We start from the raw sequence: 12,267 nt of genomic DNA, 5'->3' as shown, positions 1-12,267 counted from the left end.
GACTAGGAGCCGCATCCGATGGTGACGAACGTCCAGGCGATGGACCTGATCCGCTCGTAGGCGTCGTACACCTGCCAGCCCTCCTTGGAGCTCGCCGCGACCAGGCCCAGGACGATTCCGGCGGCGAACGCGTCGCAGGCCGCTCCGCCCCAGCCGTTCGACGACTGGCTCCTGACCGCGTACGCCGCGCTGAAGAGCGGGTCGCTCAACGGGCTCCAGGACTGGGCGAGGGAGCTGTAGCCGCACGGGTTCCAGCAGCCGCTGGCATTGACGTTGCCGCGGTCCTCGCCGTTCTCGAAGATCTGCAGGAAGAGGTCGTCCGCGCTCTGGCCGTCGATGGTGACCTTGAGAGTGGTCTGCTGGGAGCCGGAGATGGCGAGCTGGATGGTCGTGGGGTCGGCCTGCACGTCGGCTGAGGAGTCCTGCACACCGCTCGCCTCGTAGGCGGCGAGCGCGAGCGCGGACCCGTTGGGGGAGAGCGTGCACCAGGTGATGCCGGCGCCTCCCGGTGTCTCGGTGGGGGCCGGAACGACGATCAGCGGGTTGTCGGCCATGTGCGCTCGCTTTCGATGATCTTTCGGGTCATGCCCTTCTCGTGCAGCGGGATACCCGACGGCGCGGAGCGCCGCACGCGTCGTCCTCGACGTTGGGCGCTTCTTGGCGGTGGATCGACCCTGTCGGAGGCCGCCTCACGCGGGAGCCGGGATGTCGGCGACGCCGACGGAGAACACGACCCGCTCCTCCTCGCCCTCGGTGAGCCCCCACAGCTCGCCGGTGGCGTACCAGAGCGACAGGTCCTCCGGCCGGTGGGCCCAGCGCGTGTGGGCGTTGATCGTCCAGGTGGAGGCGGCGCCGTCGACGTCCACGGTGGCGAAGCGCCGGCCGGGGTCCGGGCCGGGGTGGGAGCCGGCCGACATGTCGAGATACAGCCGGTCGCCGTCGGCCTGGACGCCCTGCACGTCGCTGATGGCGTCGGCCGGGTCGGCCGGAACGGTGGACACCCACGCCTGGACGGGCGCGGTGGCGAGCCGGTAGTCGCCGTCCGGGGGCGGCTGGAAGCGGTAGCGGACCAGCTTGGTGCCGGCCAGGGAGGCGGAGGTGCCGCCGGAGCGCTTGTACGTGCCCGCGACCAGGGTGGCGCCACCGGAGCTGCGGCGGTCCAGGGAGACGTAGTCGAACAGGATCGGCGTGACGTAGTGCCGCACCTCCGGGATGACGTACCTGTAGTCGCCGCCGCCTCCGTCCCTCTTGTGGTAGATCCTGCGGGTGTCGAACACCCGGATGGTGGGCCGTGTGGAGTCGGGCCCCGCGTAGCCGTTCCAGTTGGAGCTGGAGGTCATGAACAGGTAGGGGCCGTACCACGCCAGGCCGCCCCCGTGCCCGTACACGCGGCGCAGCCTGCCCTGCCCGTCCACCCACACGGGCAGGACGTCGCGGTAGCGGCGCTCGTCGAGGTCCACGACCGACAGGACGACGGAGTTGGTGCGGTAGTCGGGCGCGTCGGGGTCGGGCGAGTTCAGCCAGGTCCAGCTCGCGATGAGCGCCCTGTGGTCGCCGCCGACCGGGAGGCCGCCGAGCTGCGCCTCGCCCGAGGTGGCCAGCCCCTGCGGGACCCAGGGGGAGTGGGGGAGGTCCCGCTTGTCGCCCTGGGCGCCGGGGTTCCAGCAGAACCACGTACGGACCCGCAGCAGCGGAAGATGGGACGCCCGGGCCGCGCAGCCGGGGTCCTCGCTCCCCGGCAGAGCGACGCGGTCGGTCCCGGTCAGCGCCCCGCCGATCCCCACCTGCTCGTACTCGGCCGGCGGCGGCGTCGTGTGGGGGTCGGACCCGGTGGTCAGGTCGAGCCCCGTGAGGCTCAACGCCTTGAGCGGCGCGGCGTGGACCTGCGCGTGGGCGGGCGTCAGTGCGGCCGACGCCAGCACCGCGGCGGCGGCCGTCCGCGCGAACCACGTCAGGGCGGTCGCCGTCCAGTGCTTGGCCATGCGGGTCCTCCGCGGGCGCGTCTCGGTTGAGGTGATCTTGACCCAGGGGGCGGTGGCCGTCAACCGGCCGGCGCGGATCGCACGTGGCGTAGAAAGGCCGTCAATATTCCGGCGGGAGGCGTATGAATCCCGTCAAGAAGCGCCAAAACCCCAAAATCCGGCGATTTGCTGTCATGTGAGGCCGCCCGTCCGGGGGCCCGCAACGCAGGAAACGTATCCGAGGAGTGGGGATGGCTGACGTCATCTTCGTCGCCCTGACGATCGCGGTCTTCGTGGTCTTCGGGCTCGTGGTGAAGGCGGTGGAACGGCTGTGAGTGCCGTCAACGCCATAGGTCTGGTCGGCGCCGTCGTGCTGGTGGTCTTCATGGTCGCCGCCCTCCTTCACCCGGAGCGCTTCTAGATGGCCGCACTGTTCGTCGTCGCGCTCGTCGTCGCGCTGGTGCTGGTCCACAAGCCGCTGGGCGACCACATGTACCGCGTCTACACCGGCGTCCGGCACAGCCGGGCCGAGCGCGTCGTCTACCGCCTGGTGGGCGTGCGGCCCGAGTCCGAGCAGCGCTGGCCCGTCTACGCGCGCAGCCTGCTCGCCTTCTCGGCGGTCTCGATCCTCTTCCTGTACGCCTTCCAGCGCCTGCAGGACAAGCTGTTCCTGTCGCTGGGCCTCGCCCCCGTGCCCGACCACGTCGCCTGGAACACCGCCGTCAGCTTCGTGACCAACACCAACTGGCAGGCGTACTCCGGTGAGTCCACGATGGGGCACCTGGTGCAGATGGCCGGGCTGGCGGTGCAGAACTTCGTCTCCGCGGCGGTCGGCATGGCGGTCGCCGTAGCCCTCGTCCGCGGGCTCGCCCGCGACGGCGCCGACACCATCGGCAACTTCTGGGTCGACCTGGTCCGCGGGACCCTGCGCGTCCTGCTGCCCCTCGCGTTCGCCGGCGCGATCGTCCTGGTCGTGGGCGGCGTGGTGCAGAACTTCGCCGGGCCGCACACGATCACCACGCTCACGGGCGGCACGCAGCACCTGACCGGCGGCCCGGTGGCCAGCCAGGAGGTCATCAAGGAGCTCGGCACGAACGGCGGCGGCTTCTACAACACCAACTCCGCCCACCCCTTCGAGAACGCGACGAGCTGGACCAACTGGTTCGAGATCCTCCTCATCCTGGTGATCCCGTTCAGCCTGCCGCGCACCTTCGGCCGGATGGTCGGCCAGGTCCGCCAGGGCTACGCCATCGCCGCCGTCATGGGCGTCATCGCGCTGGCCTCGGTGACGCTGACCACGGTGTTCGAGCTGCACGGCGCCGCCACGGTCCCGCAGGCCGTCGGCGCGGCGATGGAGGGCAAGGACGTCCGCTTCGGCGTGGCCGACTCCGCGACCTTCGCGGCGGCCACGACCCTCACCTCCACCGGGGCGGTCGACTCGTTCCACGACTCCTACACCCCGTTCGGCGGCATGATGACGCTGTTCAACATGATGCTGGGCGAGGTCGCACCCGGCGGCGTGGGCTCCGGACTGTACGGCATGCTCATCCTGGCCCTGATCACGGTCTTCGTGGCCGGGCTCATGGTCGGGCGCACCCCCGAGTACCTCGGCAAGAAGATCGGCGCCCGCGAGATCAAGCTGGCCTCGCTGTACTTCCTCGTCACGCCGGTGCTGGTGCTGACCGGCACGGCCGTCGCGATGGCCAACAAGGCGGGGCTCGCGGCGATGCTGAACACCGGCCCGCACGGGCTCTCGGAGATCCTCTACGCCTTCACCAGCGCCTCCAACAACAACGGCTCCGCCTTCGGCGGCGTCACGGTCAACACGCCCTGGTACGACGTGGCCCTCGGCCTGTGCATGGCGTTCGGCCGCTTCCTGCCGATCGTCTTCGTGCTGGCCCTGGCCGGCTCGCTGGCCCGGCGGATCCCCGTGCCCGAGTCGGCCGGCACGCTCCCGACCCACCGCCCGCAGTTCGTCGGCATGGTGGTCGGCGTCACGATCATCCTGGTCGCCCTCACCTTCCTCCCCGCGCTCGCGCTCGGTCCGATCGCAGAAGGACTGTCCTGATGTCCACGCACGTGCTCGAAGGCACCGCCAAGCGGGTCGGCGGCGGCCTGCTCGACCCCCGGCAGCTCCTCACGTCGCTGCCCGAGGCGCTGCGCAAGCTCAACCCGGTCACGCTGTGGCGCAACCCGGTCATGCTGATCGTCGAGATCGGCGCGCTGGCCACCACGATCCTGGCCGCCACCACCGAGACCTCGTTCTTCGGCTGGGCGATCGCCGGGTGGCTCTGGCTGACGGTCGTCTTCGCCAACCTGGCCGAGGCCGTCGCCGAGGGGCGCGGCAAGGCGCAGGCCGCCACGCTGCGCGCGGCCAAGCGCGACACCACCGCCCGCCGCCTGCGCGGCCGGACCTCGGCGGAGTGGGACGTGGTCGGCGCGCCCGAGCTCAGGCAGGGCGACTTCGTCGTCGTGGAGGCCGGCGAGATCATCCCCGGTGACGGCGACGTGGTCGAGGGCATCGCGTCCGTGGACGAGTCGGCCATCACCGGCGAGTCGGCCCCGGTGATCCGCGAGTCCGGCGGCGACCGCTCCGCGGTGACGGGCGGCACGAAGGTGCTGTCGGACCGGATCGTGGTCGAGATCACGCAGCGGCCCGGCGAGAGCTTCGTGGACCGGATGATCGCCCTGGTCGAGGGCGCGAACCGGCAGAAGACGCCCAACGAGATCGCGCTCAACATCCTGCTCGCCGCGCTGACGATCATCTTCCTGGTCGCCACCGCCACCATGCAGCCGCTGGCGATCTACTCCATGTCCGTCAACCCGGGCGTGCCCGGCTCGCTCGCCCTGAGCCGCGACGGGGTGAGCGGCGTCGTACTGGTGTCGCTGCTGGTCTGCCTGATCCCGACCACGATCGGCGCGCTGCTGTCGGCCATCGGCATCGCCGGCATGGACCGTCTCGTCCAGCGCAACGTCCTCGCGATGTCCGGCCGCGCCGTGGAGGCGGCGGGCGACGTCTCGACGCTGCTGCTGGACAAGACCGGCACGATCACGCTGGGCAACCGGCAGGCCGGCGAGTTCGTGCCGATCCGCGGCGTCACCGCGGAGGAGCTCGCCAGGGCGGCGCAGCTGTCCAGCCTGGCCGACGAGACGCCCGAGGGCCGCTCCATCGTGGTCCACGCCAAGCAGGTGTACGGCCTGCGGGAGCGCGAGCCGGGCGAGCTGGCGCACGCCGAGTGGGTGCCGTTCACCGCGCAGACCCGCATGTCGGGGGTGAACCTGGACGGCCGCGAGATCCGCAAGGGCGCCGCCACGGCGGTCATGAAATGGGTGCGCGACCACGGCGGCCACCCGACCGACGAGGTCGGCCACCTGGTCGACGGCATCTCCGCCAGCGGCGGCACCCCGCTGGTCGTGGCCGAGAAGGGCCGGGTGCTCGGCGTCATCCACCTGAAGGACGTCGTGAAGCAGGGCATGCGCGAGCGCTTCGACGAGATGCGCCGCATGGGCATCCGCACCGTCATGATCACCGGCGACAACCCGCTGACGGCCAAAGCCATCGCGGAGGAGGCCGGCGTGGACGACTTCCTCGCCGAGGCCACGCCCGAGGACAAGCTCTCCCTGATCCGCAAGGAGCAGGAGGGCGGCCGGCTGGTCGCCATGACCGGCGACGGCACCAACGACGCCCCGGCCCTCGCCCAGGCCGACGTCGGCGTGGCCATGAACACCGGCACCTCCGCCGCCAAGGAGGCCGGCAACATGGTGGACCTCGACTCCAACCCCACCAAGCTCATCGAGATCGTGGAGATCGGCAAGCAGCTCCTCATCACGCGCGGCGCGCTGACCACGTTCTCGATCGCCAACGACGTCGCGAAGTACTTCGCCATCATCCCGGCCATGTTCGCCGCGGTCTACCCGGGCCTGGACGCGCTCAACGTCATGCGCCTGGCCAGCCCCCAGTCGGCGATCCTGGCCGCGGTGATCTTCAACGCCCTGGTGATCATCGCGTTGATCCCGCTCGCGCTGCGCGGCGTCCGCTACCGGCCCGCCGGCGCCTCCAAGCTGCTCTCCCGCAACCTGTACGTCTACGGGCTCGGCGGGATCGTGGCCCCCTTCGCCGGCATCAAGCTCATCGACCTGCTCATCCAGTTCCTTCCGGGGATGTCGTAAATGGACCGCATGCCAAGCTGGATCCGCCAGCACCTCGCCGCCGTCCGCGCGCTCGTCGTGCTGACGCTGGTCACCGGCGCGCTCTACCCGCTCGCGGTGACCGGAGTGGCCCAGCTCCTGTTCGGCCGCCAGGCCAACGGCTCCATGATCGAGCGGGACGGCAGGACCGTCGGCAGCGCGCTCGTCGGCCAGAGCTTCACCGACGCCGCCGGGAAGCCCGTCGCGAGGTACTTCCAGTCGCGGCCGTCGGCCGCCGGCGACGGCTACGACATGCTCTCCACCGCGGCGAGCAACCTCGGCCCGGAGGACGTCGTGGACACGCCGGACCGCGCGTCGCTGCTCACCCAGGTCTGCGCCCGCTCCAAGGCGATCGGCGAGCGGGAAGGCGTCAGCGGCGCCCGGCCGTACTGCACGCCGGACGGGGCCGGTGCCGTGCTGAAGGTCTTCCCGGCCGTCGGGAAGCCGGTGCGGGCCGTGTCGGTCAACCAGGCGTGCCCCGCGACGCCGTTCGCCGCCGAGTACCGTGGCGTCAAGGTCGAGTGCGCGCGGCCGGGCGAGGACTACGCGGCCGGCCGCACCGTCCCCGTCCGGGGCGGCGTGGCGGAGGCGGCCGTCGCGGTGCCCGCCGACGCCGTGACCGCGAGCGGCTCCGGGCTCGACCCGCACATCTCGCTCGCCTACGCCGAGCTCCAGGCGCCGCGGGTGGCCAGGGAGAGAGGAGTGGGCGTGGACCGGGTCCGGGCCCTCATCAGGGAGCACACCACCGGCAGGGCGCTCGGCTTCATGGGCGAGCCCGCGGTGAACGTGCTCGAACTCAACCTGGCCCTCGACCGGCCGTGACCACGAGACCCGCTGTGACCACGAGACCGGCCGTGACCACGAGACCGGCCACGGCCAGAGGGCGTCTGCGGGTCTACCTCGGGGCGGCTCCCGGGGTGGGCAAGACGTACGCGATGCTCGGCGAGGGCCGGCGCGCCCGGCAGCGCGGCCGGGACGTGGTCGTGGGGCTCGTCGAGACCCACGGCCGCGCCCGCACCGCCGAGCTGCTGGAGGGGCTGGAGGTCGTGCCGCGCCGGACGCTGGCGCACCGCGGCGCGAGCTTCACCGAGCTGGACGTGGACGCGGTCATCGCCCGCGCCCCGAGGGTGGCGCTGATCGACGAGCTGGCCCACACCAACGTGCCCGGCTCGCGCAACGCCAAGCGCTGGCAGGACATCGAGGAGATCCTGGACGCCGGCATCGACGTGGTCTCCACGGTGAACATCCAGCACCTGGAGTCGGTCAACGACGTCGTCGAGCAGATCACCGGCATCGAGCAGCGGGAGACCGTGCCGGACGAGGTGGTGCGCCGCGCCGACCAGGTCGAGCTGGTGGACATGTCGCCGGAGGCGCTGCGCCGCCGGATGGCCCACGGCAACGTGTACGCGCCGGAGAAGGTGGACGCCGCGCTGTCCAACTACTTCCGCGAGGGCAACCTGACAGCGCTGCGGGAGCTGGCGCTGCTGTGGGTGGCGGGCAAGGTGGACGAGCAGCTCGACCGCTACCGCGCCGCCCACGGCATCGAGGGCACGTGGGAGGCGCGCGAGCGGGTGGTGGTGGCGGTGACCGGCGGGCCGGAGGGCGACACGCTGGTGCGGCGGGCGGCCCGGATCGCCGCGCGGTCCAAGGGCGCGGACCTGCTGGCCGTCCACGTGACCACCGGGGACGGCCTGGCCGGGGCCGATCCGGCCGGCCTGGCCCGGCACCGGGCGCTGGTGGAGTCGCTGGGCGGCACGTACCACCAGGTGGTCGGCGACGACGTCCCGCGGGCGCTGCTGGACTTCGCGCGCGGGGTCAACGCCACCCAGCTCGTGCTCGGCGCGTCGCGGCGCGGCCGGTTCGCGCAGCTCCTCTCGCGCGGCGTGGGGGTGGAGACGACGGCCAGGTCCGGCAGCATCGACGTCCACATGATCACGCACGCGGAGGCGCAGCGGGGCCGGGCGCGGCCCGCCCGCTCGCGCGCCGCGCTCACCAGGCGCCGCAGGGTCGCCGGATGGCTGGTCGCGGCCGCCGGGATGCCGCTGCTGACGCTGGCCCTCCTGCCGTTCCGCGACGGGGTCTCGCTGCCCAGCGAGATCCTGCTGTTCCTGTGCCTGGTCATCGGGGTCGCGCTGGCCGGCGGCATGTGGCCGGCCGTGACGGCGGCGGTCGGCGGGTCGCTGCTGCTCAACTGGTTCTTCACCCCGCCGGTCGGCGAGTTCACCATCGCCGACCCGGAGAACCTTCTCGCCCTGGTGGTGTTCGTGCTGGTCGCGGGGGTGGTGAGCACGATCGTGGACCTCGCGGCCCGCCGTACGCGGGAGGCCATGCGCGCGCAGGCCGACGCCGAGCTGCTGTCCACGCTCGCCGGGCACGTGCTGCGCGGCGAGGCGGCGCTGCCCTCGCTGCTGGCCCGGCTGCGCGAGACGTTCGGCCTGACCTCGGTGACTCTGCTGGAGCGCATCGGCCCGCCGAGCCCGGACGACCCGGCCGAGCCGCAGGCGTGGCGCATCCTGGCGACCGCGGGCGGAGCCCCGGTCACCTGCCCCGCCGGGGCCGACACCGACGTGACGGTCCGCGACGGCCTGGTGCTGGCGGCGCGCGGGCGGCTGCTGGCCGCCAGCGACCGGCGGGTGCTGGAGGCGTTCGCCGCCGAGATCGCCGTCGCGCTGCGCCAGGATCGGCTGCGCGAGCAGGCCGAGCTGGCCGAGCCGCTGGCCGAGGCCGACCGGATGCGCACCGCGCTGCTCGCCGCCGTCAGCCACGACCTGCGCACCCCGCTCGCCTCGGCCAAGGCCGCCGTGGACAGCCTGAACGCCACGGACGTCGCCTGGTCGCCCGAGGACCGGGACGAGCTGCTGGCCACGGCCGACGAGTCCCTGGACAAGCTGAACCGGCTGGTGGAGAACCTGCTCGACATGAGCCGTCTCCAGGCCGGCGTCCTCGGCCTGGCGTTGCAGCCCGTCGCCGTGGAGGAGATCGTCCCGCCGGCGATCGACGATCTCGGCCCGCTGCGCGACCGGGTCGAGAGCGACATCCCGTTCGAGCTGCCCGAGGTGGTGGCCGATCCGGCGCTGCTCGAACGGGTGCTGGTCAACCTGCTGTCGAACGCGGTGCGCTACAGTCCAGCCGACCGGAAGGCGTTGATCAGCGCGAGCTGGCACGGCGACCAGGTGGAGGTCCGGGTGATCGACCGTGGCCCCGGCATACCGCCCGAGGCGCACGACCGCGTCTTCATGCCGTTCCAGCGGCTCGGCGACCGCGACAACCACACCGGCGTCGGCCTCGGGCTGGCCCTGTCGCGGGGGCTGGCCGAGGCCATGGGCGGCACTCTCGTCCCGGACGAGACACCAGGGGGAGGTCTCACCATGATCCTCGCATTGCCCATCTCGTCGCGGGCGGTGGCGCCATGACCCGCGTCCTCGTCGTCGACGACGAGCCCCAGCTGCTCAGGGCGCTGCGGATCAACCTCGTCGCCCGCCACTACGAGGTCGCGACGGCCCCGGACGGCGGGGCGGCGCTGCGCCAGGCCGCGGAGTTCCACCCCGACCTGGTCCTGCTCGACCTCGGGCTGCCCGACCTGGACGGGCTGGACGTCATCCACGGGCTGCGCGGCTGGACCTCCGTCCCGATCATCGTGCTGACCGGCCGGTACGCGCACCAGGACAAGATCGAGGCGCTGGACGCCGGCGCGGACGACTACGTGACCAAGCCGTTCGACATCGAGGAGCTCCTGGCCCGCATCCGCGCGGTCACCCGCCGGGCGGGCATGCACGAGGAGGAGCTGGCCAAGGTCCAGATCGGTGACCACACGGTGGACCTGACCGCCAAGACGATCTCCGGGGACGTGCGGCTGACCCCGACCGAGTGGGGAATCCTGGAGATCCTGCTCCGCAACCCGGGCAAGCTCGTCAGCCAGCGCCACCTGCTGTCGGAGGTGTGGGGGAGCGGCCACGTCAAGGAGACGCACTACCTGCGCCAGTACATGGCCCAGTTGCGCAAGAAACTCGAACGGGACCCGGCTCATCCGGCCCACCTCATCACGGAGTCCGGCATGGGATATCGCTTCAAGCCGTGACGCCGCCCGGCCCGCCGAAATATATGCGTTCATACGCATTCTTGACGCCCTCACCTGGCCATTTGCCCTTCCGGGCTGGGTAGGGTGCTTTCGGTTTTAGGCGTGTTTCGTGAAGGGTGACCGAAATGGTGCTGGCGAAACGGCCAGTCGCTACCGAGGGAACGCTGCGTTCGTGGCTCCTCGAAGGTCTGCAGACCGACCGCAGGCAGATCGAGCACGGTCCCCACGTCAAGCACCCGTGGTGGCGGGTGATGTGCCTGACCGGCGTCGACTACTTCTCCACGCTGGGCTACCAGCCGGGCATCGCCGCGCTGGCGGCCGGCCTCCTGTCGCCGCTGGCCACGCTGTTCCTGGTGGGGCTCACCCTGCTCGGCGCGCTGCCCGTCTACCGGCGGGTGGCGGCCGAGAGCCCGTACGGGCAGGGCTCGATCGCCATGCTGGAGCGGCTCGCCCCGCAGTGGTGGGGCAAGATCTTCGTGCTGGCCCTGCTCGGGTTCGCCGCCACCGACTTCGTCATCACGATGACGCTGTCGGCGGCGGACGCGACGGCGCACATCCTGGAGAACCCGCTCGTCCCCGACGCGCTCCAGGGCCAGGCGGTCCCGGTCACGCTGCTGCTGCTCGCGCTGCTCGGCGGGGTGTTCCTGCTGGGCTTCGGCGAGGCCATCGGCATCGCGGTGGTGCTGGTCTTCGTCTACCTGGCCCTGAACGCGGTGGTGGTGGCGACCGCGCTCCTGCACGTGCTGGAGGCGCCGCAGGTGGTGGTGGACTGGCGGGACGCGCTCGGCACCGGATTCAGCAGCCCGCTGGCCATGATCGGGCTCTCGCTGGTCGTGATGCCCAAGCTGGCGCTCGGGATGTCCGGGTTCGAGACGGGCGTGGCCGTGATGCCGGTGATCGAGGGCGACATCAAGCGGCGCATCGCGGGCGCCCGGCGGCTGCTCACCACCGCCGCCCTCATCATGAGCGTCTTCCTGATCCTGTCCAGCTTCGTCACGACCGTGCTCATCCCGCACCACGAGTTCGAGGAGGGCGGCAGGGCCAACGGGAGGGCGCTGGCCTACCTCGCGCACGGCTACCTCGGCAACTGGTTCGGCACCGCGTACGACATCTCCACGATCGCGATCCTCTGGTTCGCCGGTGCCTCGGCCATGGCCGGCCTGATCAACCTCGTGCCCCGCTACCTGCCCCGCTACGGGATGGCGCCCGAGTGGACCGGCGCGGTGCGGCCCCTGGTGCTGGTGTTCTCGGCGATCGGGTTCGCCATCACGGTCATCTTCGACGCCAACGTGGACGCCCAGGGCGGCGCGTACGCGACCGGCGTGCTGGTGCTCATGCTGTCGGCGGCGGTCGCGGTGACGCTGTCGGCCCGCCGCAGGCGGCAGCACGGGGCGACCGCCGGCTTCGCCGTCATCTCGCTGGTGCTGGCGTACACGCTGGTGGACAACGTGATCGAGCGGCCCGAGGGCGTGAAGATCGCCTCCTTCTTCATCGCGGCCATCATCCTGACCTCGCTGCTGTCGCGGGCCACCCGCTCGACCGAGCTGCGCGTCACCGACGTGCGGCTCGACCCGCTGGCCGAGGAGTTCGTCAACGAGGCGTGCGGCGAGATCCACCTGATCGCCAACGAGCCGCACCGGCGCGACCAGGACGAGTACAACGCCAAGGTGCGCGAGACGTGGCTCAACCACCGGCTGCGCAGCGCGGAGCCCGTCATGTTCGTCGAGGTGACCGTGCCCGACGCGTCGGAGTTCGAGACGGAGCTGGACGTCAGGGGCGAGGAGCGCTACGGCCACAAGATCCTCACAGTCGAGAGCTCGGCCGTGCCGAACACGCTCGCCGCGATCCTGCTCTACCTGCGCGAGCGCACGGGCGGGGTCCCGCACATCTACTTCCACTGGACCGAGGGCAACCCGGTCGTGGCCATGCTGCGGTACCTGGTCTTCGGCGGCGGGGACGTGCCGGCCCTGACGCGGGAGGTGCTGCGCCAGGCCGAGCGCGACCTGGAACGCCGGCCGCACGTCCACGTCGGCTGAGACG

The 12,267-nt window shown here is 71.8% G+C and carries 9 protein-coding genes; 7 read left to right on the top strand and 2 right to left on the bottom strand.

Annotation, left to right across the window (positions count from 1 at the left end; all coding sequences use genetic code 11):
• Positions 1 to 2: 2 nt before the first annotated feature.
• On the bottom strand, positions 3 to 554 hold the full coding sequence (locus HD595_RS12115) for a hypothetical protein (protein ID WP_253768530.1): 552 nt from the start codon (positions 552 to 554) through the stop codon (positions 3 to 5).
• A 135-nt stretch (positions 555 to 689) separates the two neighbouring features.
• Positions 690 to 1,982 carry a hypothetical protein gene (locus HD595_RS12110; protein ID WP_253768528.1) on the bottom strand — a complete coding sequence of 431 codons (1,293 nt, stop codon included), beginning with the start codon at positions 1,980 to 1,982 and terminating at the stop codon, positions 690 to 692.
• Positions 1,983 to 2,292: 310 nt separating this feature from the next.
• Here HD595_RS12110 and HD595_RS12105 point away from each other — a divergent pair, with 310 nt between their 5' ends.
• The 7 genes from HD595_RS12105 (at position 2,293) to HD595_RS12075 (ending at position 12,263) form a co-directional block, all read left to right on the top strand.
• A complete protein-coding gene (locus HD595_RS12105) occupies positions 2,293 to 2,382 on the top strand; it encodes a potassium-transporting ATPase subunit F (RefSeq protein WP_253768526.1) in 90 nt (29 codons plus the stop codon).
• A complete protein-coding gene (gene kdpA, locus HD595_RS12100; RefSeq protein ID WP_253768524.1) occupies positions 2,383 to 4,029 on the top strand; it encodes a potassium-transporting ATPase subunit KdpA in 1,647 nt (548 codons plus the stop codon).
• Positions 4,029 to 6,131 (top strand): potassium-transporting ATPase subunit KdpB, encoded by a 2,103-nt coding sequence (gene kdpB / locus HD595_RS12095; protein ID WP_253768522.1) that lies wholly within the window; start codon positions 4,029 to 4,031, stop codon positions 6,129 to 6,131. Before kdpA ends, kdpB begins: the two co-directional genes overlap by 1 nt.
• Entirely contained in the window at positions 6,132 to 6,971 is an 840-nt protein-coding gene (locus tag HD595_RS12090; protein ID WP_253768520.1) for a potassium-transporting ATPase subunit C, read from the top strand. It abuts the gene before it with no gap.
• A gap of 32 nt (positions 6,972 to 7,003) precedes the next feature.
• On the top strand, positions 7,004 to 9,562 hold the full coding sequence (locus tag HD595_RS12085; RefSeq protein ID WP_308211123.1) for a DUF4118 domain-containing protein: 2,559 nt from the start codon (positions 7,004 to 7,006) through the stop codon (positions 9,560 to 9,562).
• On the top strand, positions 9,559 to 10,227 hold the full coding sequence (locus tag HD595_RS12080; RefSeq protein ID WP_253768518.1) for a response regulator: 669 nt from the start codon (positions 9,559 to 9,561) through the stop codon (positions 10,225 to 10,227). The genes HD595_RS12085 and HD595_RS12080 overlap by 4 nt, the downstream gene beginning before the upstream one ends.
• A gap of 125 nt (positions 10,228 to 10,352) precedes the next feature.
• A complete protein-coding gene (locus tag HD595_RS12075; protein ID WP_253768517.1) occupies positions 10,353 to 12,263 on the top strand; it encodes an APC family permease in 1,911 nt (636 codons plus the stop codon).
• The last annotated feature ends 4 nt before the right edge of the window (positions 12,264 to 12,267 follow it).

Source organism: Nonomuraea roseoviolacea subsp. carminata (genome assembly GCF_024172185.1).
In the GTDB taxonomy this organism is placed as follows: Bacteria; Actinomycetota; Actinomycetes; order Streptosporangiales; family Streptosporangiaceae; genus Nonomuraea; species Nonomuraea roseoviolacea.
The sequence above is the reverse complement of the archived record's forward strand: the minus strand, read 5'-3'. Positions and strand labels throughout refer to the sequence as shown.

Excerpts from the sequence above, each read along its gene's own strand:
- HD595_RS12075 (WP_253768517.1), top strand. The coding sequence starts at position 10,353 with ATGGTGCTGGCGAAACGGCCAGTCGCTACCGAGGGAACGCTGCGTTCG.
- HD595_RS12110 (WP_253768528.1), bottom strand. The coding sequence starts at position 1,982 with ATGGCCAAGCACTGGACGGCGACCGCCCTGACGTGGTTCGCGCGGACG.
- HD595_RS12080 (WP_253768518.1), top strand. The coding sequence starts at position 9,559 with ATGACCCGCGTCCTCGTCGTCGACGACGAGCCCCAGCTGCTCAGGGCG.
- kdpA (WP_253768524.1), top strand. The coding sequence starts at position 2,383 with ATGGCCGCACTGTTCGTCGTCGCGCTCGTCGTCGCGCTGGTGCTGGTC.
- HD595_RS12115 (WP_253768530.1), bottom strand. The coding sequence starts at position 554 with ATGGCCGACAACCCGCTGATCGTCGTTCCGGCCCCCACCGAGACACCG.
- kdpB (WP_253768522.1), top strand. The coding sequence starts at position 4,029 with ATGTCCACGCACGTGCTCGAAGGCACCGCCAAGCGGGTCGGCGGCGGC.
- HD595_RS12090 (WP_253768520.1), top strand. The coding sequence starts at position 6,132 with ATGGACCGCATGCCAAGCTGGATCCGCCAGCACCTCGCCGCCGTCCGC.